This window comes from Micrococcus sp. Mcc89 (assembly GCF_024519795.1).
GTDB lineage: Bacteria > Actinomycetota > Actinomycetes > Actinomycetales > Micrococcaceae > Micrococcus > Micrococcus luteus.
On sequence record NZ_JALJRI010000098.1, the window covers coordinates 37,670 to 59,804 of the forward strand.

20 protein-coding genes are annotated in these 22,135 nt (G+C 76.5%); 15 read left to right on the plus strand and 5 right to left on the minus strand.

The genetic code is table 11. From position 1 onward, the window contains the following. Positions 1 to 83 precede the first annotated feature (83 nt). The 6 genes from NR072_RS09305 (at position 84) to NR072_RS09330 (ending at position 8,506) form a co-directional block, all read left to right on the plus strand. A complete protein-coding gene (locus NR072_RS09305; RefSeq protein ID WP_210078926.1) occupies positions 84 to 1,220 on the plus strand; it encodes a GuaB3 family IMP dehydrogenase-related protein in 1,137 nt (378 codons plus the stop codon). 47 nt (positions 1,221 to 1,267) lie between these two features. Further along, the gene (locus NR072_RS09310) at positions 1,268 to 2,233 is read left to right on the plus strand and encodes an SURF1 family protein (RefSeq protein WP_036384661.1); all 966 of its coding nucleotides are present in this window, start codon (positions 1,268 to 1,270) and stop codon (positions 2,231 to 2,233) included. Beyond that, positions 2,230 to 2,778 carry a DUF3817 domain-containing protein gene (locus NR072_RS09315; RefSeq protein WP_010080440.1) on the plus strand — a complete coding sequence of 183 codons (549 nt, stop codon included), beginning with the start codon at positions 2,230 to 2,232 and terminating at the stop codon, positions 2,776 to 2,778. Before NR072_RS09310 ends, NR072_RS09315 begins: the two co-directional genes overlap by 4 nt. Before the next feature lie 22 nt (positions 2,779 to 2,800). Beyond that, positions 2,801 to 4,420 carry a glutamine-hydrolyzing GMP synthase gene (gene guaA / locus NR072_RS09320; RefSeq protein ID WP_373021574.1) on the plus strand — a complete coding sequence of 540 codons (1,620 nt, stop codon included), beginning with the start codon at positions 2,801 to 2,803 and terminating at the stop codon, positions 4,418 to 4,420. A gap of 98 nt (positions 4,421 to 4,518) precedes the next feature. Further along, positions 4,519 to 8,283 carry a DUF4011 domain-containing protein gene (locus NR072_RS09325; RefSeq protein ID WP_256836977.1) on the plus strand — a complete coding sequence of 1,255 codons (3,765 nt, stop codon included), beginning with the start codon at positions 4,519 to 4,521 and terminating at the stop codon, positions 8,281 to 8,283. Beyond that, entirely contained in the window at positions 8,273 to 8,506 is a 234-nt protein-coding gene (locus tag NR072_RS09330; protein WP_155932677.1) for a hypothetical protein, read from the plus strand. The genes NR072_RS09325 and NR072_RS09330 overlap by 11 nt, the downstream gene beginning before the upstream one ends. A gap of 20 nt (positions 8,507 to 8,526) precedes the next feature. Here NR072_RS09330 and NR072_RS09335 read toward each other — a convergent pair whose 3' ends face one another. Together NR072_RS09335 and NR072_RS09340 are read right to left on the minus strand one after the other, a co-directional pair. Then, positions 8,527 to 8,805 carry an FmdB family zinc ribbon protein gene (locus tag NR072_RS09335; RefSeq protein ID WP_049147734.1) on the minus strand — a complete coding sequence of 93 codons (279 nt, stop codon included), beginning with the start codon at positions 8,803 to 8,805 and terminating at the stop codon, positions 8,527 to 8,529. Positions 8,806 to 8,893: 88 nt separating this feature from the next. Next, positions 8,894 to 9,559: a 5-formyltetrahydrofolate cyclo-ligase gene (locus tag NR072_RS09340; protein WP_256836978.1), complete on the minus strand. Its 666-nt coding sequence runs from the start codon at positions 9,557 to 9,559 to the stop codon at positions 8,894 to 8,896. 57 nt (positions 9,560 to 9,616) lie between these two features. Between NR072_RS09340 and NR072_RS09345 the strand changes: the two genes are divergently transcribed. The 3 genes from NR072_RS09345 (at position 9,617) to NR072_RS09355 (ending at position 12,478) form a co-directional block, all read left to right on the plus strand. Continuing rightward, positions 9,617 to 10,243 (plus strand): GNAT family N-acetyltransferase, encoded by a 627-nt coding sequence (locus NR072_RS09345; protein WP_044659461.1) that lies wholly within the window; start codon positions 9,617 to 9,619, stop codon positions 10,241 to 10,243. 77 nt (positions 10,244 to 10,320) lie between these two features. Next, positions 10,321 to 11,232, plus strand: a complete 912-nt coding sequence (locus NR072_RS09350) for a hypothetical protein (protein ID WP_144825267.1) — start codon at positions 10,321 to 10,323, stop codon at positions 11,230 to 11,232. A gap of 22 nt (positions 11,233 to 11,254) precedes the next feature. Continuing rightward, positions 11,255 to 12,478, plus strand: a complete 1,224-nt coding sequence (locus tag NR072_RS09355; RefSeq protein WP_256836979.1) for a phosphotransferase — start codon at positions 11,255 to 11,257, stop codon at positions 12,476 to 12,478. Positions 12,479 to 12,537: 59 nt separating this feature from the next. Here the strand turns inward: NR072_RS09355 and NR072_RS09360 are convergent, their stop codons facing one another. Next, positions 12,538 to 14,373 carry a hypothetical protein gene (locus NR072_RS09360; RefSeq protein ID WP_256836980.1) on the minus strand — a complete coding sequence of 612 codons (1,836 nt, stop codon included), beginning with the start codon at positions 14,371 to 14,373 and terminating at the stop codon, positions 12,538 to 12,540. 158 nt (positions 14,374 to 14,531) lie between these two features. Between NR072_RS09360 and NR072_RS09365 the strand changes: the two genes are divergently transcribed. From NR072_RS09365 to NR072_RS09385, 5 genes are all read left to right on the plus strand, one after another. Beyond that, positions 14,532 to 15,008, plus strand: coding sequence for an NUDIX hydrolase (locus NR072_RS09365; RefSeq protein ID WP_036381048.1), 477 nt, complete (start codon positions 14,532 to 14,534; stop codon positions 15,006 to 15,008). Further along, positions 15,005 to 16,153: a glycine betaine ABC transporter substrate-binding protein gene (locus NR072_RS09370; protein ID WP_256836982.1), complete on the plus strand. Its 1,149-nt coding sequence runs from the start codon at positions 15,005 to 15,007 to the stop codon at positions 16,151 to 16,153. The genes NR072_RS09365 and NR072_RS09370 overlap by 4 nt, the downstream gene beginning before the upstream one ends. Positions 16,154 to 16,236: 83 nt before the next feature. Then, complete coding sequence (locus tag NR072_RS09375; protein ID WP_256836984.1) at positions 16,237 to 17,475, plus strand: pyridoxal phosphate-dependent aminotransferase; 1,239 nt, start codon at positions 16,237 to 16,239, stop codon at positions 17,473 to 17,475. Next, positions 17,468 to 18,388 carry a PPK2 family polyphosphate kinase gene (locus NR072_RS09380; protein ID WP_230259668.1) on the plus strand — a complete coding sequence of 307 codons (921 nt, stop codon included), beginning with the start codon at positions 17,468 to 17,470 and terminating at the stop codon, positions 18,386 to 18,388. The genes NR072_RS09375 and NR072_RS09380 overlap by 8 nt, the downstream gene beginning before the upstream one ends. A gap of 126 nt (positions 18,389 to 18,514) precedes the next feature. Then, entirely contained in the window at positions 18,515 to 19,099 is a 585-nt protein-coding gene (locus NR072_RS09385; RefSeq protein WP_049160326.1) for a type 1 glutamine amidotransferase domain-containing protein, read from the plus strand. A gap of 113 nt (positions 19,100 to 19,212) precedes the next feature. Here NR072_RS09385 and NR072_RS09390 read toward each other — a convergent pair whose 3' ends face one another. After that, entirely contained in the window at positions 19,213 to 19,500 is a 288-nt protein-coding gene (locus NR072_RS09390) for an exodeoxyribonuclease VII small subunit (RefSeq protein WP_256836986.1), read from the minus strand. Then, positions 19,497 to 20,810, minus strand: coding sequence for an exodeoxyribonuclease VII large subunit (gene xseA / locus NR072_RS09395; RefSeq protein ID WP_256836988.1), 1,314 nt, complete (start codon positions 20,808 to 20,810; stop codon positions 19,497 to 19,499). Before xseA ends, NR072_RS09390 begins: the two co-directional genes overlap by 4 nt. A gap of 191 nt (positions 20,811 to 21,001) precedes the next feature. Here xseA and NR072_RS09400 point away from each other — a divergent pair, with 191 nt between their 5' ends. Then, on the plus strand, positions 21,002 to 22,090 hold the full coding sequence (locus tag NR072_RS09400) for a hypothetical protein (protein WP_095354149.1): 1,089 nt from the start codon (positions 21,002 to 21,004) through the stop codon (positions 22,088 to 22,090). Positions 22,091 to 22,135: the final 45 nt, after the last annotated feature.

Here is a 22,135-nt window from a genome sequence, read left to right on the forward strand (position 1 = left end):
TCGGGTCCGGGGGAGCCCCCGGACGGGGCGGTGCCGACGACACGGTCGGCGCCGCCCCGTGGCGCCTGGGCTAGGCTGGCCCGGTGACGAACCAGATTGAGATCGGCCGCGGCAAGCGCGGCCGCCGGGCCTTCTCCCTCGACGACGTGTCCGTGGTGCCCGCGCGGCGCACCCGGGATCCCCAGGACGTCAGCCTCACGTGGCGCATCGACGCCTACACGTTCGACATGCCCGTGATCGGTGCGCCCATGGACTCCGTGATGAGTCCGGAGACCGCCATCGCGATGGGGCGGCTGGGCGGTCTCGGCGTCCTCAACCTCGAGGGCCTGTGGACCCGCCACGAGGATCCGCGCCCGCTGCTCGAGGAGATCGCCGCCCTGGAGGCCGGCCCGGCCGGGACCGAGGCCACCCGCAAGCTGCAGGAGGCCTACGCGGCCCCCATCCGCCCCGATCTGATCACCGAGCGCCTCGAGCAGATCCGCGAGGCCGGCGTCGTCGTCGCGGGCTCGCTGACCCCGCAGAACACGCAGGAGTTCTACCGCACCGTCGTGGCGGCGGGCGTGGACCTGTTCGTCATCCGCGGCACCACCGTCTCGGCCGAGCACGTCTCCTCCACCCAGGAGCCGCTGGACCTCAAGCAGTTCATCTACGAGCTGGACGTGCCCGTGATCGTGGGCGGGGCGGCCGGCTACACGCCGGCCCTGCACCTGATGCGCACCGGCGCGGCCGGTGTGCTCGTCGGTTTCGGCGGCGGCGCGTCCACCACCACGCGCCGCGCCATGGGCATCCGCGTGCCGATGGCCACGGCCATCTCGGACATCGCCGAGGCGCGCCGCGACTACATGGACGAGTCCGGCGGCCGCTACGTGCACGTGATCGCCGACGGCGGCGTCTCCACCTCGGGGGAGATCGTCAAGGCGATCGCCATGGGTGCGGACGCCGTCGTCCTGGGCGCCGCCCTGGCCCGCGCCACCGACGCCCCCGGCGGCGGCTGGCACTGGGGCCTCGAGGCCGCCCACCCGGAGCTGCCGCGCGGGCACCGCACCCACGTGGGCCAGGTGGCTCCGCTCGAGGAGGTCCTGTGGGGGCCCGGCCGCCACGCGGACGGCACGTCCAACCTGATGGGCGGCCTGAAGCGCGCCATGGCCACCTGCGGCTACACCGAGCTCAAGGACTTCCAGAAGGTGGAGGTCCTCGTGACCCCCACCCAGACCGTCTGATCCCCGCCGCCCCGAGGCGGCACCCCGACCGGAAGAGTTGATACGGCGTGCTGCGCACCGCCCTCAAGCCCGTCTGGCTGGCCACCCTGGTGCTGGCCCTCGTGGCGGCCGCGGTCTTCGTGGCGCTGTCCAAGTGGCAGTTCGAGTCCGCGGAGACGAACGCGCCGCCGCCGCGCACCCAGACCGAGAACGCCGTGCCGTTCCTGGAGCACGTGCGTCCCTACGAGGCCCTGCTGGGCTCGCAGGCCGACCAGGTGGTCACGGTCGAGGGGGAGTTCGTGCCCGGCACGGACGTCCTGGTCGGCCCGCGCCTGCTGAACGGCCGCGACGGCTACTGGACGGTCACGGCCCTGCGGGTGGCCGGCGCCCCGGACGGCGAGGTCGTCCCGGTGGTCCGCGGCTGGTCGGCCGACGCCGACGTCGTGGACCCCGCGCCCGCCGGGCAGGTCACCGTCACCGGGCGCCTGCTGCCCCCGGACGGGCCGCTGCCGCGTGAGGCCGCGGCCGAGGACACCGCCGACCGGCTCCTGTACCGCAGCCTGGCCCCGGCCCAGCTGGTGAACGTGTGGGACGAGCCGTCCTACGCGGCGTTCGTGGCGGCGTTCGAGATGGTCGACGCCGCGGGCGCCGAGACGGGCGCGGCCGGCCCCGGCGGGCTCGAGCCGGTGTGGGTGGCCCCGCAGCCGGAGGAGACCCAGATCATCTGGCTCAACGTCTTCTACGCCGTGGAGTGGATGCTCTTCGCCGGCTTCGCCCTGTTCCTGTGGTGGCGGTTCGTCCGCGACGACCACGTCCGGGACGAGCACGAGCGCCGGCTCGACGAGGAGTGGGCCGCACAGTGGCGCGCCGAGGAGCTCGAGCGGCGTCGGGCGGCCGCGCGCGAGGCCAAGGAGCGGGCCTTCGCGGCGCAGGCCGCGGCGCACCCACGCCAGGACCACGACGACGACGGGGCCGCGCGCCCCGACCCCCGCGACCCGGGCCCCCGTGGGCCCCGAGAGGAGCAGAGCCGATGAGCACCCAGCACCCCGGCCCCCAGCCGGTGGACCCGGCCAGCCTGCCGGATCCCGAGGACATCACGGAGGCCGACCTGCCCGAGCCGCCCCCGCGGCCGGGCCGGGAGCAGCGCCGTTTCGCCGGCACCCAGCAGCAGATCCGCTCCGCCACCCGCCTCTACGTGGTGTGCGCGTGGATCACCGGCATCATGCTCCTGCTGCTCGTGGCGGAGATGGTGCTGAAGTACGGCATGCACGTGGAGCTCTACGCGGGGGGCACCACCCTGGACGGGGACGCCAACGGCCTGGGGCTGCACCCCACGGACAGCGTGACCGGGGGAGTGAACCTGTCCCTGTTCATCCTCATCGCCCACGGCTGGATGTACGTGGTGTACCTGCTCGCCTCGTTCCGCCTGTGGTCCCTGATGCGCTGGGAGCCGCTGCGCCTGCTGGCGATGGCCGGCGGCGGCGTCGTGCCGTTCCTGTCCTTCGTGGTGGAGAAGCGCATGACCCGCGTGGTCCGGGACGAGCTGCACCGCTTCCCGGACGCCGCGCGGCGCTACTGAGCGCCTCGACTATCCTGGACGGGTGACGCAGAACGCCCCCCACCCCGACACCCCCGCCCCGCTCAGCGACGTGATGCCCACGGTGCTGGTGCTGGACTTCGGCGCCCAGTACGCGCAGCTCATCGCGCGTCGTGTGCGCGAGGCCAACGTCTACTCCGAGGTCGTGCCCGCCTCCACCCCGGCGGCGCAGATCCTGGAGCGCAAGCCCGCGGCGCTGATCCTCTCGGGCGGGCCGTCGTCGGTGTACGAGCCCGGCGCCCCGCAGCTGGATCCGGCGCTGCTCGAGGCCGGGGTGCCCGTGCTGGGCCTGTGCTACGGCTTCCAGTCGATCGCGCACGCCCTCGGCGGCACCGTGGCCAAGACCGGCACCCGGGAGTACGGCTCCACCCGCCTGGACTCGGTGGACGCCGACTCCGTGCTGTTCGCGGACCAGGACCTCGAGCAGGTCGTGTGGATGTCCCACGGGGACGCCGTGACGCAGGCGCCCGAGGGCTTCGCCGTGACGGCCTCCACCGCGGGTGCCCCCGTCGCCGCGTTCGAGGACCGCGAGCGCCGCATCTACGGCGTGCAGTGGCATCCCGAGGTGGGCCACTCCTCCCGCGGCCAGCGGGTGCTCGAGCAGTTCCTGCACGTGGGTGCGGGCCTGGGTGCGGACTGGACGGCCAGCGGCGTGATCGAGGGGCAGGTCGAGCGCATCCGCGAGCAGATCGGGGACAAGCGGGCCATCTGCGGCCTGTCCGGCGGCGTGGACTCCGCCGTGGCAGCGGCCCTCGTGCAGCGCGCCATCGGCGACCGCCTCACCTGCGTCTACGTGGACCACGGCCTCATGCGCGAGGGCGAGTCCGCCGAGATCGAGCAGGCCTTCGGCGAGGCCCACGGCGGCGCCCGCCTCGTGATGGTGGACGCGCGCGAGGACTTCCTGTCCGCGCTGGCCGGCGTCACCGACCCCGAGGCCAAGCGCAAGATCATCGGCGAGCGGTTCATCCGCACCTTCGAGAAGGCGCAGGCGGACATCGTCCTCGAGTCCGAGCACGACCCGGACGCTACCGAGGTCCGCTTCCTCGTGCAGGGCACGCTCTACCCGGACGTCGTCGAGTCCGGCGGCGGGGACGGGGCGGCCAACATCAAGTCCCACCACAACGTGGGCGGCCTGCCGGACGACATCGAGTTCGAGCTGTGCGAGCCGCTGCGCGAGCTGTTCAAGGACGAGGTCCGCGCCGTGGGCGCCGAGCTCGGCCTGCCCGAGGGCATCGTGCACCGCCAGCCGTTCCCGGGCCCGGGTCTGGGCATCCGCATCATCGGCGAGGTCACCCAGGAGCGCCTGGACCTGCTGCGCCGCGCGGACGCGATCGTGCGCGCCGAGCTCACCGCGGCCGGGCTGGACCGCCAGATCTGGCAGTGCCCGGTGGTGCTGCTCGCGGACGTGCGCTCCGTGGGCGTGCAGGGTGACGGCCGCACCTACGGCCACCCGGTCGTCCTGCGCCCCGTCACCAGCGAGGACGCCATGACGGCGGACTGGGCGCGGATCCCGGACGACGTCCTGTCCCGCATCTCGAACCGCATCACCAACGAGGTCGACGGCGTCAACCGCGTCGTGCTCGACGTGACCAGCAAGCCGCCGGGCACCATCGAGTGGGAGTGAGCGGCGCGTCCGGCGCCGCATCCGGCCGCCCCTGAACGGGGCGGCCGTCCGCACGAAGACCGCCTGGACCCAGGCGACGGAGGAAGGACCGCACGCACGTGACCGAGCAGGAGTTCCCGCGCCTGGCCCGCGCCCGCGCCGCCGCACGCCCCGACGAGGGGCAGACCCGCCCCGACCCGGCCGCCTGGGTGTCCTCCCTGGGCTCGGGCGCCGAGAACGACACGATGCTGCGGTTCGCGCCCTCGGCGGCCAACAGCATCGACCTCACGGAGGCGAACTCCTCCGGTGTCTCGCAGCTGCTGCTGGGGCGGCGCACCCGCCTGTCCACCCTGCTGCCGGCCGGCCCGGTGCTGGACGCGGCGCACGAGGTCTCCCTCGGCCTGCGCGCCAAGGTCCGCGAGCTGGCGGAGGAACGCGGCATCGACGTCGGTGCGCTCGCCGTGGGCGTGGCCACGTGGACGGCCGAGGAGGACGGCCGGCGGGAGCGCCGCTCCGCGCCCGTGTTGCTGGCCCGCGTGGCCCTGACGGTGCGCCGCGGCGCCCGGGGCCGGGACGAGCTGGAGGTCCAGATCACCGAGCCGGCCCGCCTGAACCCGGCGCTCGTGCGGAACCTGCGTCGGCACCACGGCATCGCCCTGGACCCCGAGGCGTACCGGCAGGCCGCCTACGCTACGGCGCGCCTCGAGCCCGCCCCCGCGTTCGCCCGCCTGCGCGAGGAGGCCGCCGCGATCGCGGACCTGCACGTCGAGGACTGCCTGCTCGTCTCCACGTTCGCTGACCTCGGCGAGACCGCCTCGCTGCCCGCCTCCCTCGAGGATCTGCCGGTCGTGCAGGCCCTGTACGACGCCGGCACCGGCATGGTGCCGCGCCCGGCGGCGCTGCAGCCCACGGGCGCGCCCGCGGAGGACGACGTCGCCCCGGCCGACGAGCGCCTCGTCCTGGACGTCGACGCCGCCCAGGCACGCGTGCTCGAGCACGCCGCGGCGGGGGAGTCCCTCGTGGTGGCGGCCGCCCCCGGCACCGGGCAGACCCAGACCGCCGCCGCCCTGGCCGCGCGCCTGGCCTGGGAGGGTCGGCGCGTGCTGGTCGTGGCCGAGCGCTCCGCCGCCCTGGCCGACGTGCTCGACCGCCTCGAGGAGGCGGACCTGCGCTCGATCGCGCTGGATGTGCCCGCCAACGCGGACCCCGAGCTGCTCCGCCGCCAGCTCGTGCAGGCCGTCCTGCGCTCCGAGCGGGCCGTGGACCCCGACACCGCCCGGGACGAGGCCGCCCTGACCGAACGACGGCGCCGGCTGCAGGAGCACGTCGGCTCACTGCACCACGTCCGCCCCCGCTGGGGCTGCTCGCCGTTCCAGGCGATGCAGGCCCTGGCCGCCCTGACCGGGCTCGAGACGCCGCCGGCCACCACCGTGCGCCTCAAGCGCTCCGTGCTGGACTCCACCGTGAACCGGCAGGCCGTGGGCGAGCAGCTCGTGCGCGCCGGGGAGCTCGGCGCGTTCTCGGCCGCCGCCACCGAGAGCCGCTGGTTCGGCGCCCGCGTGCGCAACGTGCAGGAGACCGAGGCCGCCTCGGAGCTGGCCGACGAGCTGGCGGCCGCCCTGCACACCACCCGGCGTGCCGTGGACACCGCCGCCGCCCAGGCCGGCCTGCGCCCTGAGCGCACGGTGGCCGGCTGGGCGGAGCAGGCGGACCTCTACCGCCGTGTGGCCCGCACCCTCACCGAGTTCACCCCCGAGGTGTTCTCCCTCGACGTGCCCCAGCTGGTCGCGGCGACCGCCACCAGCTCGTGGCGGCGCCTCCACCTGGTCGAGATGTCCTCGGTGACCCGGTCCCGCCTGCGCCGCGCGGCGAAGGACGCGGTCCGCCCGGGCGTGCAGCCCACGGACCTGCACGGCGCCCTCGTGGACGCCGCCGCCGTCCTGGAGGACTGGAACCGCCACGCCGCCGAGCCGGGCACGCCCCCGCAGGTGCCGGACCAGGGCGAGCACGTGATGGGCCAGGTCGGCCAGGTGCGCGAGCGCCTGCGCCGGCTCGAGGGCGTCCTCGCCCCGGAGGCCGTGGCCGAGGCGCCCTTGGAGGAGCGGGACGTGGACGACCTCGTGGCCGCCGTCGACGGGCTCGTGGCGGACCGCGACACCCTGGCCACGCTGCCCGAGCGCACCCTCGTGCTGGACAGCCTGCGCGGCCACGGCCTGGCGGAGCTGCTCGAGGACCTGCGCGACCGCGAGGTGCCCACCGAGGCCCTGACCGCCGAGCTCGAGTTGGCGTGGTGGCAGTCCGCGCTCGAGGCGATGATCTCCGGGGACGACTTCCTGGCCATGATGAGCGGCACGGACCTGGCGGAGGTCGAGCGCGGGTTCCGCGACCTGGACCGCGCCCATCTCGAGCGCGGCGGCGCCCGGCTCTCCGCCGCGCTGGCCGCGCGCTGGCGGGAGGCGCTGCGCACCTATCGCGCGGACGCGGCCGTGCTGCGCACCCTGCTCAAGCAGGGCAGCCCCACGGTCGAGTCCCTGGCCACGATCACCCCCGAGCTCCTGCAGCCGCTCGTGCCGGTGGTCACCACCTCGCCCATGGCCCTGTCCGAGTTCCCCCCGGAGTGGCGCGCCGACGTCGTCGTGCTGCTGGAGGCCGACGCGACCGCCCTGGCCACCGCGATGGGCGCGCTCACCCGCGCCCCCCAGGTGGTGGCCCTCGGCGACCCGGTCATCGGGCGCCCGCAGTCGTTCCAGGTGTCCGTGGACCCGACGGCGACCGCCGGGCCCCTGCGCCCGCTGCGCTCGGCCCACGACGCGCTGGACGAGGTGCTGCCCACCCTGCCGCTGCGCACCGTGCACCGCCCCCTCGAGCGGCGCCTCGTGCGCCTGCTCTCCGCGCTCGCCTATGACGGCGCCCTGGACGCGCTGCCCACCGCGGGCGAGGCCACCGGCCGGGATCGTGCCGTCACGGCCGAGTACCTGCCCGAGGGCACCGGCATCCCGATGACCGGCGGCGACGTGGTCGAGTCCACGAACGCCGAGGTCGCCCGCACCGTGGAGCGCGTGTTCGAGCACATCCGCGACCGGCCCGAGCAGTCCCTGGCCGTGGTCACGGTGTCCGAGCAGCACGCCCGCCGCGTGGCCGCCGCCGTGCAGGCCACGGCCGCGCAGGCGCCGTGGGCCCACGAGTTCCTCGCCCGCGGCCGCGGCGAGGACGCCGCCGAGGCCGAGCCGTTCGTGATCGTGCCGGTCGTGCGCGCCGCCTCCGTGGTGCGCGACGCCGTGATCCTCACCCCCGGCTACGGCCGCACCCCGCACGGCCGCGTGGTGCACCACTTCGGCGCCTTCTCCGACCCGGACGGCGAGCGCATGGTCACGGTCGCGCTCACCCGCGCCCGCCGGCGCCTGCACCTCGTCTCCGCGCTGCGCGCCGCGGACCTGGACGAGGACCGGCTCGACGGCGGCGCCCTCTGGTTCCTGCGGCTGCTCGAGGCCTACCTCGGCGAGGACGCCGCGGACCCCGTGTGCATGGTGGGCGATCCGCTGCTGGCCGATCTGCGCGACCGGCTCGAGGAGCACGGCGCCCGGGTCCTGCCCCGCTACGCCGGCGTCATGGACCTGGCCGTGCTCGATCCGCGCGCGGACCAGGACGAGGCGCCCCGTCCGCTGGCCCTGGCCGGCGACGGTGGCGAGGTGTACCGCGCCCTCACGGTGCGGCAGCGCTCGCGGATCCTGCCCGAGGGGCTCGAGGCCCGCGGCTGGGAGCCCCGGACCCTGTGGTCGATCGACGTGTTCGCGGACCCGGAGTCCGTGGCCCGCGAGCTGGCCGACCGGCTGGGCGTGGAGCCGGCGGACGAGACGGACGAGACCGACGACGATGCCCGCTGACGGCGCGCCGCGCCGCCGCGGCCCGCGCCGGGCGGACGCCCCGGGCACCGGCCCGGCCACCGCCGACGGTCGCGAGCCGCGCCTGCCCGGGGTGCCCCGGCTGATCGGGCAGGCCGGGACGTCGCCGGCGACCGCGCCGACCGGGGCCGGGGTCGAGTCCGGCCCGGCCGAGGCCGAGCGCGACCGCTGGCTGCGCGAGCAGCGCCCGCCCCACTGGGGCTGAGCCGGCCCGATCCGGCCGGGTCAGTCCGCGGCGGCGGAGGACGAGGACGACGTCGAGGACGTCGAGGACCCGGCGGCCGAGTCCGAGGTCGATCCGCCGGCCGAGCCGGTGCCCCCGGTGCCGGAGCGCGAGTCGGTCCGGTAGAACCCGGAGCCCTTGAAGCTCACGCCGACCGAGCCGTACTGCTTGCGCAGGACGCCGCCGCACGCGGGGCACTCGGTGAGGGCGTCGTCGGTGAAGGCCTGGACGACGTCGAAGGCGTGGCCGCAGTCCTTGCAGCGGTAGGCGTAGGTGGGCATGCTCAGCTCCAGCTCGCTCGGGGCGCGCCGGGGCGCGCGGTTCTGGGGGGATCCGACCCCCGATGCTACTCCGCGCCGCGGGCCGGGCTCAGACCCAGCGCAGCCCGGCCGCGGTGACGACGCCGTCCACGGGCCGGTCCGTGGGCTCGGCAGGGATGGCGCCCGCCGGCAGCAGCTCGTCCTCGAACACGAGGGCCACGGTCGGCACGCTCCGCGGCAGCTCGGCGAGGAAGCGGTCGTAGTAGCCCCCGCCCTGGCCCAGGCGCATCCCGTCCTCGGCCACCGCGAGCGCCGGCATGACCACCGCGGTCGCCGCCGCCAGCGCGTCGGACCCGAGCCGTTCGCCCACGGGCTCGTCCACGGGGGCGTTCGCCGCGCGCGCCGTCGCGGCCTCCGGGTGCCACGGAGCCCAGCTCAGGCGGCGTTCCGGCTCGATCACGGGGACGAGCACCCGCGCCCCCGCGGCCAGCAGGCGGGTGCGCAGCCCACCGGTGTCCGGCTCGGTGGCCATCGGCAGCACGGTGGCCACCACCGGGGCGGTCCCGTCCGCGGTCGCCGCGGCCACGCGCGGACCCAGCCACGCCCACAGGTGCTCGACGGCGGCCGCGGACTCGGCGGCGCGGCGCGCGGGGGAGCGGTCGCGGCGGGCGGTGCGCAGGCGCGCACGCAGGGCGGCCTTGGCGTCCACGACGTCGTCGACGCCGGCGACGGGGCCCGTGGCGGCGGGCTCGGGCACGGGAGGGGGAGTGCGCATGTCCCCATGATGCCCGCCGCACCGGTGCCGCGCCCGGCCGCGCATAGGATCGACGCCATGTCCTGGCAGCGTTCCCCCTGGCCCGTGACCCTGCGGCACAGCACCCTCGCCCTGCGGCCGCTGCGGCGGCGGGACCGGGAGGCGTGGGAGGAGCAGCGGGCGCACAACCGGGAGTGGCTGACGCCGTGGGATGCCACGAGCCCCGTGCCGGGCGCGGGCCCGGCGTCGTTCGGGCAGATGGTCCGCTGGCACGGCCGCCAGGGCCGGGACGGCAGCGCCTACACGTGGGGCATGGTCCTCGACGACGACCGCCCGGACCGGGACCGTCTGGTGGGGCTGCTGTCCCTGGGCGGGATCCAGTACGGCTCGGTGCTCTCCGGCTCGATCGGCTACTGGATCGACCGTCGCGAGGCCGGCCGGGGGCTGACGCCGACGGCCGTGGCCATGGCGACGGACTGGGCGTTCCGCAGCGCCGGTCTGCACCGGGTCGAGGTCAACATCCGCCCGGAGAACGCGGCCAGCCTGCGGGTCGTGGCGAAGCTCGGCCTGCGCGACGAGGGCCTGCGGCGCGCGTACCTGCACGTGGACGGCGCCTGGCGGGACCACCGGACGTTCGCGGTGACCGCCGAGGAGGTCCCCGACGGCCTGCTGGCCCGGTGGCTGGCCACCCGGCCGCGCCCCTGAGCGGTCCGGCGGGACACGCCGCGTGCGGACACGCCGCGATGGCCGGGCCGGTCCGCCTCCGGCGCTAGGCTGACGGCATGGACGAGACCACCGCGCCGACGAGGGCCGTGCAGGCCGCGCTCGACGCGCTGGCCGACGCCCGGGTGAGCGCGTCGCTGGTCATCGTGGCCCTCGTGGCCTTCCTGGCCTGGCGGCTCGTGCTGCGCCGCCATCGTCTCGCGTCCGCCCCCGCCCGCCCGTCGATGCCGAGGTCCTTCATGCACCGCCTGCAGAGCTCGCCCGCCGTCCGTGCCCTGACCGCCCGGTTCTCGGGCCGCCTGAGCGCCGCCGCCGACGCGGCGCGCGCCGCCCGCGGCCGGACCGGCCTGCACATCCGGTGGGGGCGCACGGCGCTGTTCCTCGCCGTCCTCGTGGCCCTGCTCGTGTTCCTCGTGGCCGGGCTCGCCGCGGCGTTCGGCGCGGGCACGCTCGCCCTGGCAGGCTGGTCGCTCCTGTTCGCCGTGGCCGGGCTGGCCGGCCTGCGGGCCCTCGCGGTCCGCGACCGCACCCGTCGCGCCCGGCCCGCCGCCGTCGTCGTCCCGGAGCGCCCCACCGCCCCGGCGGCCGAGGAGCGGCAGGCCCCGCCCGCGGACCCCGAGCGGGACCGCCGCGTGCTGGAGACCGTGCTGGCCTTCGAGACCGAGGCGCCGCGTCCGGCCGCCGCGCCCGCCGCGTCCCGGGCCGAGCCCGTGGTGGTGACCGCCTCCGCCGCCGCCCCCGCAGCGGACCGTGCGGTGACCATCCCCGCGGTGCCGCGCCCCACCTACCTGGACGCCCCGGAGATGGCCCGCCCCCTGCCGGCGCCGCTCGAGACCCCCGCCCCCACCGGCGCGGACACCCGGCCCCAGGACGCCGCGCGCACGGCGGACGATCAGATCAGCGCCGCCGCCGAGCAGGACATCGCCGCCCTGGACCTGGACAACGTCCTGGCGCGGCGCCGGGCCTGCTGAGCCCCGCCGGGCGGGCGCGCCCGTGAGCATCGACCGAGCCGCCGCGCGCCAGGCCGTCCGCGCGTCGGGCGAGCGCTGGCTGCGCACCCGAGCCGACGCCCTGCACCTGCAGCGGGGACGTCGGCTCGCGCGCGTCCTGGACCTGGACGTGATGACCGGACGCGCGGGCGACGCCCGCGTCCGCTCCCGCACCCTCGTCCTCGCCCGCGACCCCCGACACCCCGCCGCCCCCGGCGCGGCGTGCCCGCCCGTCCCGGGCGAGCGCGGGATCCTGGAGGACGGCACCCTGTGGTGGTGGGCCCCCGCCGACCCCGTCCTGCCGGGCCTCACGCTGACCGCCGATCCGGACGCGCTCGCGGCCCTGATCGGCACGGCGCCGGGCCGGGCCCGCCTCACGTGGCGCGGCTACCGGCCGCGGGACCGCGCGGTCCTGGCCGTCGAGGCGACCGGCGACGACGGCGTCGTGGCCCGCACGTTCCTGAAGGTGCTCCCGCCCGCGCGGGCCGCACGGGTCGCCCGGCGCATGGCCGCGGCGGGGGCGGCCGGGGTGCCGGTGCCCGCCGTCCGCGCGGCGCCGGAGCACGGGGTGCTCCCGCTCGCCAGCGTGCCGGGCCTGCCCTGGCGGGCGCTGCTGGCCGGGCCCGAGGCCGCCGCGCTCGACCCCGCGCGGGTCGCCGCGCTGCTGGACCGGCTGCCGCCGGTGCCCGAGGAGCCCCCCGGCCCGGCGGGCCCCACGGCCGGGGCGGCCGCGGACGACGGCGGACCCGCCGTCCTGCTCGAGCACGCCACGTGGGCCGCCGTCGTGCTGGACCCCGAGGCCCAGGACGAGGCCGCCGCCCGGGCGGACCGGATCCGCGCGGCGCTCGCGGCCGGGGACCCCGGCCCGCGCGTGCCCGTGCACGGCGACCTGCACCCGGGGAACCTGCACGTGGACGCGGCGGGGGAGCGGATCACCGGCGTGCTGGACGCCGACGACCTGGGCATGGGACACCGCGTGGACGACTGGGCCGTCCTGATCGCCCATCTCGAGGCGGGCGCCGTGGACCTCGGTGCCGGCGGCGCCGCGCTGCACGCCGTGGCCGCACGGTTCCGGCGCCACGCCCGCACCGAGGTCGACGAGGTGGCGCTGGCGGCCCGCGTCGCGATCGTCCTCGCCGCCCTCGCGGCGCAGCCGACCGCACCCCGCGCCGTGCGGGCCGCCCGCCGTGCCGCCGCCGACGCCGCCCTGGCCCGCGTCGGCCTCTGACCCGCGACGGCTGCCGCCACCGTCGGGCCGGGCCGCCGGGCCGCCGCCTCGAGCGGCGGTCAGTCCGCGCCGAGCCCCTCCCGGAGCGCGTCGAGCTCGTCCCGGACGCGCGCGGCGCCGTCGTGGTCCCCGAGGGCGGACAGGCACTGGTGCAGGCCCGTGAGCGCGCCGAGGCGCACGAGCGTGGAGTCGGTGGAGTCGCACACCAGGCGGAAGAGCGTCGCGGCCTGCTCGGGGCTGCCGTCCTCGGCCACCACGTAGGCGGCGAAGAGCTCGGCCTGCGCGGCGCCCTCGCGGTCCCCGGCGGCCGTGAACAGGTCGGCGGCCTGCAGCGCGGTGGCGATCGCCTCCGGCCCCCGCTCGAGCGACCACAGGGCCCGGGCGCGGGTGTCCGTGTAGTCGGCCACCTGCCAGTCGGCGCCGGCGCCCCGCACGAGGGCGAGCGCCTCCTCGAGGAGGTCGAGGCCCTCCGCCTGGCCGGACTCGCACAGCAGGTACCCGTGCGCGTGCAGCGCGGCCGGCAGCACCGCCGGGTCCTCGTCCACCGCCTGGCGCGCGGCCGCGACCGCCCGCTCGAACAGGTCGAGGGCGGCGGGACGGGTGCGTTCGTCGCGCTCGCGGTTCACGAGGGCGCCGGCGGCCAGGAGCGTGCGCGCGGCGTCCTCCCACTGGCCGTGGGCCTCGAACAGGCCGGCCGCCTCCCGCCACAGGGGCAGCGCGTTCTCGGCGCGGTCCTGGTCGTGGTGGGCGTGGCCGAGGTCCACGAGGGCACGGGCCTGCTCGACGTCCCGGCCGTGGGTGGCCTCGCGGCGCACCAGCCGGGCGAGCAGGGGCTCGGCCTCGTCGGCGCGGCCGGCGAGCACGAGCTGGTGCGCCCACCAGTAGCTCAGGCTCGAGGCCTCCGGCGCCTCGGCCTTCTCCGCGTGCACGGAGGCCAGCTCCCACGCGGCCACGGCGACCTCCTCGTACCCGCCGAGGTCGCCGGCCACGCGCCCGGCCAGGGCCGCCGCGGAGGCGGCGCCGCGCCGCAGCCCGACCGAGGCCATCCGCTCCGCCGCCTCGAGCGCCAGGTCGAGGGCCGCCGTCGGACGGTCCAGCTCGTGGGCGGCGATCGCCCGCACCGTGGTGGCGGAGGCCAGGACGGCGCGGGCGGCGGGCAGCGCGGTGACGACGGCGGCCGCCGCGTCCGCCTCGGCGTGCTCGCCCCGCCACAGGTGCAGGCGGGCGAGCAGCAGGTGCGCGCTGGACCACGAGCCGGTGGGCAGCAGGGCACCGGCCGCGCGCAGCCCGCCCAGGACGGCGATGACGCGGCGGGCCAGCTCGAGCGCGGCGTCCAGGTCCCCGGTGTGCACGCGGTGCACGGCCAGCGCCAGGGCGGCCTCGGGCAGGACGGTGTCCCCGGGGTCCTCGCCGGGAGCGCCCGGCTCGTCCTCCACGACGCCGGCCAGCACCGCCGCCTCGACCGTGTCCGGATCGCGCACGAGGGCGGCGCCGAGCTGGGACTCGAGCCCGGCCTGCCGGGGCCGGCCGAGGTGGCGCAGCAGCGCCGCCCGGGCCTCCACCCAGCGGGTCAGGGCGGCCTCGTCCCCGACCTGGCCCGCGGCGACGGCGAGCGCCCGCAGCAGGGCGAGGCGGACGTCGTCCTGGCCGGGCACGAGCGCGGCCAGGCCGGAGTCGGCGAGGCGGGCGGACTCCCGGGGCTCGTCGCGCAGCGCGGCCTCGAGGGAGAGCTCCCACCAGCCGCGGGCGTCCAGGGCCGTCGGGGCGTCGGGCGCCGCGGTGACGCGGGCCTGCCGGAGCAGGGCGTGCACCCGGTCCAGGGCGGCGTCGACGGCCGGCTCCACGGGGCCGCCGGAGGGGTCGTCCCGGCGGGGCGGGTCCTGCGGGGTGTCCACGGGCGCTGCTCCTTCCGGGGGTGGGACGGGTGGTCCTCCAGCCTAGGGCGCGGGTCGGTGGACCGTGCCGCTGTTCGCGGTGGGCGGTGCTCGTAGACTGGCCGGGCCCCGGCGTCGCCCGCCGCGGGCCGTCCCACTGCCGCCAGGAGTCCGCAGCCATGAGCACCACCCCCGCCGCCCCGGACGCCGCCGGAGCACACCCCGCCGGCCCGTTCCAGACGCGCGCCGGCGCCTACGCCCTGATCGTGGACGGCGGCCGCGTCCTGCTCAGCTCGTGGCAGGGGCCCGAGTTCCTGCAGTGGACGCTGCCCGGCGGCGGCATCGAGCTCGGCGAGAGCCCGGAGGAGGCGTGCCTGCGCGAGGTGTGGGAGGAGACCGGCCACACCGCCGAGCTCACGGGCCTGCTGGGCGTCACGACCGGGACGATCCCGGTGGAGAAGCGCCTGCGGGGCGAGCCGCTGCCCCTGCTCACCGTGCAGGTCCTCTACACCGCCCGCATCACGGGCGGCGTCCTGCGCCCCGAGGTCGGCGGATCCTCGACGGACGCGCGCTGGTTCGACCTCGCGGAGCTCAGCGGGCTGCGCACCGCCTCCTGGGTCACCGAGGCGCTCGCCCGTGCCGGGGTGGCCGCGTGAGCCGCCCCGCCCACCGCCGCCCCGCGGCCCTCGCCGCCTCCGCCCTCGTGCTGTCGCTGGCCCTGGGGGCGTGCGCGCCGCAGGCGGACGCCCCGCCGACGCCCTCGGCGTCAGGCACCCCGATCACGGTCGTGTACGACGGCGAGGGCCTGGAGGCCGCCGTCGCGGCGGTCCTGGCCCGTCACCTGCGCCTGCACGGCCACGCCGTGGCGGACGAGGACGGCGTCGCCGTGGAGCAGCCCGCGTGGTCCGCCGCCGGCGGGGACACGGTCGCTGTCGTGGACACCCTGGCCCTGGCCGCCGCCGCCGACCCCGCAGCGGCGCTGCCGTCCCCGCCGACGCCGACGTCGACCCCGTCGTCGACGCCGGCCGAGACGGAGGCCGACACGTCCGCGGACGCCGTGCCCACCCCCTCGGCCACCGCCTCGACCGCCGCCCCGAGCCCCACCCCGCTGCCCGTCGGCGACCCCGCGGCCGACGCCCCGGCGGCCGGGCGCGTCCTGGAGACGCTGCTCGCCGAGGAGACGGCCGCGGCGGGGACGCCGCAGGCCGAGGCCCCGGCGGCGCTGTCCTCGTCGGCGGGCGTGCTGCGCCTGACCGCGGCCGTCACCCAGACCACCGCGGCCCGGCTCGAGCTCGAGTCGATCACGGACCTCAACGGCCGGTGCGAGTCGCTCACCGCCGTCGCACCCCCGGCCCTGACCGCCGCGGCAGACCCGGACGCGGCCACGGCCCTGCGCGCCCGCCTGGACCGGCTCGCCGGCTGCCGACCCGAGACCTGGCTGGCCGACACCGAGGACCCGACCGCCGCCGTCGTCGCGGACGAGGCCCAGGTCGCGCTGCTGACCGGAACGGATCCGGAGATCGACGCGAACACGCTCGTCCCGCTCGAGGACGACGGCCGCGTGCTCCCGGAGGGGCGCCTGACCGCCGTCGGCTCCGCCGCGACGCTGGACGACGACGCCGAACAGCGCATCGCCGAGGTGATGTCCGCCCTCGACGGCGACGGCCTGCGGGAGCTCGAACGGCTCACCACGGGCGCCGACCCGCTTCCTGTCGCCGAGGCCGCGCAGTACTGGCTGGTGGACCAGGGCCTGGAGGACGCGCCCGAGGACTGGTTCGTGCCCCGCGACCCCTGGTTCTGAGCTCGCACGGGGTCGGGGTGCCGGCCCGCGTCGCACGAACGCGACTGTGACGCACACCGCCCGGGGGGTGCCATGATGGGGGCATGCCGACCCCGCATCCCCGCCAGATCCGCCAGTCCGCCAAGCTGCTGAACGTCCGCTACGACGTGCGCGGCCCCATCCTGGAGGAGGCGCAGCGGATGGAGGCCGCGGGCCACCGGATCATGAAGCTGAACATCGGCAACCCGGCCCCGTTCGGCTTCGAGGCGCCGGACGCCGTCCTGGCGGCGATTCACCAGCACCTGCCGCACGCGCAGGGCTACTCGGACTCCAAGGGCATCTACTCGGCGCGCACCGCTGTCTCGCAGTACTACGAGTCCCGGGGCATCCGGGACATCGGCGTGGACGACGTGTTCATCGGCAACGGCGTCTCCGAGATGATCACGATGGTCCTGCAGGCCCTGGTCGACGACGGCGACGAGATCCTCGTCCCCTCGCCCGACTACCCGCTGTGGACCGGCGCCACCACCCTGGCCGGGGGCCGGGCGGTGCACTACCGCTGCGTCGAGGAGGAGGGCTGGGAGCCCGACCTCGAGCACATCGAGTCCCTCGTCACGGAGCGCACCAAGGGCATCGTCCTGATCAACCCGAACAACCCCACCGGCGCGGTCTACTCCCGCGCCGTGCTGCAGGGCATCGTGGACGTGGCCCGCCGCCACAACCTCGTCCTCATGGCGGACGAGATCTACGAGAAGATCACCTACGACGGCGCCCGCCACATCAACGCCGCCGGCCTGTCCGACGACGTGCTCACCCTGACGTTCTCCGGCCTGTCCAAGGCCTACCGGGTGGCGGGCTACCGCTCCGGCTGGGTGGCCGTGTCCGGGCCGAAGCACCGGGCCGCCGACTTCCTCGAGGGCCTGACCCTGCTGGCCAACATGCGGATGTGCGCCAACGTGCCCGCGCAGCACGCCATCCAGGTGGCACTGGGCGGCTACCAGTCCATCAACGACCTCGTCCTGCCCGGCGGTCGGCTGCTCGAGCAGCGCAACCTCGCCCAGGACCGCCTGAACGCCATCCCCGGCGTGTCCGTGCAGCCGGCCCACGGCGCCCTCTACCTGTTCCCGCGGCTGGACCCGGAGGTCTACGCGATCGACGACGACGAGGCGTTCGTCATCGAGCTGCTGCGGGCGAAGAAGATCCTCGTCTCGCACGGCGGGGCGTTCAACTACCCGCACACCGACCACTTCCGGCTCGTCACGCTGCCCAGCGTGGAGGACCTGAGCGTGGCCCTGGACCGCCTCGAGGACTTCCTCGAGGACTGGAGGGAGCGCCATGGGTGACACCTCGGACGCCGAGGCGGGCCGACCCGCCCGCGCCACCGACGGCCACAGTGTCTTCGACGCCCCCGCGCGGGAGCTGTTCGCCGCCCGCCGCGGGGACGAGGTCCGGGGCCCGGCCGACGTCGACGCCGCCGCGACGCCCGGCTACGGCGGGGACAAGGCGAAGGGCAAGAAGGACCTGGCCGCGCGCGGCGGGGCGCTCGCCGACCTGCAGGAGCTGCTGTTCGCCCAGTCGGTGCGCGACGCGCCCGTGGGGGAGGTGCCGTCCCTGCTGGTGGTCCTGCAGGGCATGGACACCGCCGGCAAGGGCGGGATCATGCGTCACGTGATCGGGGCGATGGACCCGCAGGGCGTCCACCTGCACGCGTTCAAGGCGCCGACCCCGGAGGAGCGCGCCCACGACTTCCTGTGGCGCATCCGACCGCACCTGCCGCGGCCCGGCCTGGTCTCCGTGTTCGACCGCTCGCACTACGAGGACGTGCTCGTGCACCGCGTGCGCGGGCTCTCCCCGCTGGCCGAGGTGGAGGAGCGGTACGGGGCGATCCTCGAGTTCGAGGCGGCCGTGCGCGCCGCGGGGACGCGGATCGTCAAGGTGATGCTGCGGATCTCGCCGGAGGAGCAGGCCGAGCGGCTGCTGGCCCGCCTGGACGACCCCACGAAGCACTGGAAGTTCAGCGAGGCCGATCTCGACGACCGCGCCTATTGGGACCAGTACATGGACGCGTACCGGATCGCGATCGAGCGGACGGACACCGAGGACGCGCCGTGGTTCATCGTGCCAGCGGACCGCAAGTGGTTCGCGCGGCTGGCGGTGCAACAGCTGATCATCGAGACTCTGCAGGGGATGGGGCTGGACTGGCCGGAGGCGGACTTCGACGTCGCGGCCGCCCGCCGTCGGCTGCTGGCGGGCTGAGCGCCGCCGTCGTCGCGTTGGGCGGGCAGTGGTGGCCGGACCTTGCCAAGCACGGGCCGCGGTGAGTTGATGGACGGACACCGGGCGCCGCAGAGGCGCGCCGGATCCGATCCGAAAGGTGGACCCATGACTGAGAACGCCAACCAGAATGCCCCGCTGACCGGCAAGACCGTCGCGTTCCTCGCGACCAACGGCGTCGAGCAGGTCGAGCTGACCTCCCCGTGGGAGGCCGTGATCGCCGCCGGCGCGACCCCCGTGCTCGTCTCGCCGGAGTCCGGCACCATCACCGCGATGCAGTCCGACTGGGATCACGGCGAGTCCTTCGAGGTGAACACGACGGTGAAGGACGCCAAGGCCGAGGACTTCGACGGCCTCGTGATGCCGGGCGGCACCCTGAACGCGGACGCCATGCGCGTCAACAAGGACGCCCAGGCGTTCGTGCGTGCCTTCTTCGAGCAGCACAAGCCGGTGGCGGCCATCTGCCACGCCCCGTGGACCCTGATCGAGGCCGGCGTCGTGGAGGGCCGCCGCCTGACCAGCTACCCGTCCCTGCAGAGCGATCTGAAGAACGCGGGCGCCCAGTGGGTGGACGAGGAGGTCGTCGTGGACAACGGGCTGACCACCTCGCGCTCCCCGGAGGACCTGGACGCCTTCAACGCCAAGGTCGTGGAGGAGCTGGGCGAGGGCAAGCACGAGGACCAGACCGCCTGACCGACGTCGGGAGCGAGCCGCGTGGGGGCGGGGGCCAATGGCCCCCGCCCCCACCGTTTCTCGAACGAAAGCGTGGCGGAGGCCGCCGTTTCCCGAACGAAAGCGGGGCGGGGTCAGTCGGCGTCGGGGGCGGCCTCGCCGCGCACCTGGTCGAGGCGGGTGCGGGCGCCGTCGAGCCAGGCCTGGCAGCGGTCGGCCAGCGCCTCCCCGCGTTCCCACAGGGCCAGGGACTCCTCGAGGCCGGCGCCACCGGCCTCCAGCCTCCCCACGGTCTCCACCAGCTCGGCGCGCGCCTGCTCGTAGCTCATGCGGGCCACGTCCGAGACGTCCGCGGAGGTGAAGCCCTCCACACCGCTGGGGCGGCCCGCGTCCTGCGTCTGCTCCATGCCCTGTTCACTCATGCCTGTCGTGTCCTCTCGTGGGATGGGGTCGGGGTGGTCCGATGCGTCGCGACGACGTCCGCGGCGATCCGCCCGGCCGCCACGAGGATGTCGAGCCGGTCGTCCGGGGCGACCTGGTCCGCGTCGCGCACGACCTGTCCGGCGTGCTGGACCACGGCGTAGCCGCGGTCGAGAGTGCGCTGCGGGGACAGGGCGCGGACGCGGGCGCGCAGCTGCGTGAGGGCGTCCTCCTCGCGGACGAGCCGGTGGCCCAGGGCGGACCGGCCGCGCTCGCGCCACCGGTCCGTCTCCTCCTGCCGCGTGTCCACCATCACGTGCGGGCGGGCCAGCACGGGCCGGGAGCGCAGGGCCGCGAGCCCCTCGGCCTCGGCGCGCACGCGGCGCTCGACGGCCGAGGCCAGCCGCAGGCGCGCGTCGGCGAGTCCCGCGGCCTCCTGGGCCGCGTCCGGCACGATCCGCTTGGCCGCGTCCGTGGGCGTGGAGGCGCGCAGGTCAGCGACGTCGTCGAGGACCGGACGGTCCGCCTCGTGGCCGATCGCCGAGACGACGGGCGTGCGCGCCGCCGCCACGGCGCGCACCAGCGCCTCGTCCGAGAAGGGGAGCACGACCTCCTCGAGCGCGCCGCCGCCGCGGGCGATGACGATGACGTCCACGGCCGGGTCGGCGTCGAGCTCGGCGAGCGCGGCGGCCACCTGCCGAGGGGCCTCGGCTCCCTGCACGGCGACCTCACGGATCTCGAACTCGGCCGCAGGCCAACGCAGCAGCGTGTTGCGCAGCACGTCCTTCTTCGCGTCCGAGTCCCGGCCGGTGATGAGCCCGATCCGGTGGGGGAGCAGGGGCAGCGGCCGTTTGCGCGCGGGGGAGGTCAGCCCCTCCTCGGCGAGGGCCCGGCGCAGCAGCTCCACGCGGGCCAGCAGATCGCCGAGGCCGACCGGGCGCATCTCCTGCACGTTCATGGACAGGCGCCCGGCCTTGAGCCAGAAGTTCGGCTTCACGCGCGCCACCACGCGGGAGCCCTGCTGGACGGTCCCGTCCAGGGTCATGGCGACGTTCCGCCAGGCGGTGAGCGGCAGGGAGACCTCCTCCTCGAGGTCCCGCATGGTCATGTAGACGTTGCCGCGGTTGTTCTTGAACTCGATGAGCTGGCCCTCGATCCACGTGGCGGGGGCGCGCTCGATGTGGGCCTTGAGGTTCTCGGAGAGCCGGCGCAGGGGCCACGGCCGCTCAGCGGAGGTCTCGCCCGCGCGGGCGGGTGTCGAGACGGGCACGTCCGACGCCGCCGAGGCGCCCTCGGTCACGGGCTGGTCCATCCGGGTCCCTCCTGTCCGCGCCCGGTCCGCCCGGGCACGGGCCCACCGTACCGCCCTCACCGGACGCGCAAGACGGCGCCCCGGCGTCCCCGGACCCGCCGCCGGCCCGGTCGGGGCGCTCAGACCGGGGAACATCCGGCCAGGATCAGTACGCTCGACGGGGTCGGAACGGAACGGAAAGGAAGGACCTCATGCGCACCACCCTCAGCTTCCTCGTCGCAGCCCTGGCGGGCCTGCTGGCGGTGCTCGCGACGGCCGGCGCCCTCGTCGACGAGGCGACGCACCGCCCGGAGCTGCTGCGCGGGGTGACGGAGCAGGTCGCCGTGGACCCCGAGGTCCGCGCCGCCGTGCCGGGGGTGATCGACGACGTCGTGCACGACGCCATCCCCGAGCAGGTGCCGGGCCCGCTGGCCCAGACGGCCGAGGACCTGTTGCGCCCGCTGGCCCAGCGCGTGGCGGACGACCCGCAGTTGGTGCAGGGCTGGTCCGACACCGCTGACGAGGCCCGGCGCGCCTGGCTCGCCCAGCTCGAGGACCCGCAGGGCGCGGACGAGCCCGGCTCGGGCGCGGACGTGACCATCCCGTTCGGTCCCGTCGCGCAGTCCGGGATCACCGCCGCCCTGGGCGACATCGAACGTGACCTGCGCGAGGACCGGTTCGACCTGCCCGGGCAGGCGCTGCTGGAGACGATCGTGGGCGCGGACGTCGGCGACTGGGCCGCGGACACGCTGCTGGCGCCCCTGTACGACCGCGCCGCGGAGCTGCGGGACAGCACCGCGCTGCGCATGGACGCGCGCATCGACGCCCTGGACGGCACGGATCGGGCCACCGTGCACCGCTGGGTGGACGCCTCCGCGCACTGGCGCTGGGCCGCCGCGGCCTCCGTGCTGGCGCTCGTGGGCGCCCTGCTGCTCGCCCCCCGACGGCGGCGGGGCCCCGCCGTGGCCGTGGCGGGTGCGGTCGCCCTGGTCGGTGGGCTGATCGGCGGCGCCCGTCTGGGTCCGGACGCGGTCCACCTCACGGCGCCCGAGGGGGCCTCCCCGGGGGTGGCCGCGTTCGTCCAGCAGATGGAGGAGGCCGCGGGCCCGGCGTTCGCGGCCGCCGTCGCCCCCTACCCCCAGACCCTGACCACCTTGGGCTGGATCGTGCTGGCCGCGGGCCTGCTGCTGGCCCTGGCGGAGCTGTGGGTCGCTCGGCGTGGGCGGGTCCGTGCCGCCCGGGTGGACGGTCCCCCCGCGGTGGGCCGCTCCCACACCGCGGCCGACGTCACGTCGCGCTGAGCCCGCGGCGAAGCCCGGGCCCGGTCTGCGTCCCGGCCGATAGCA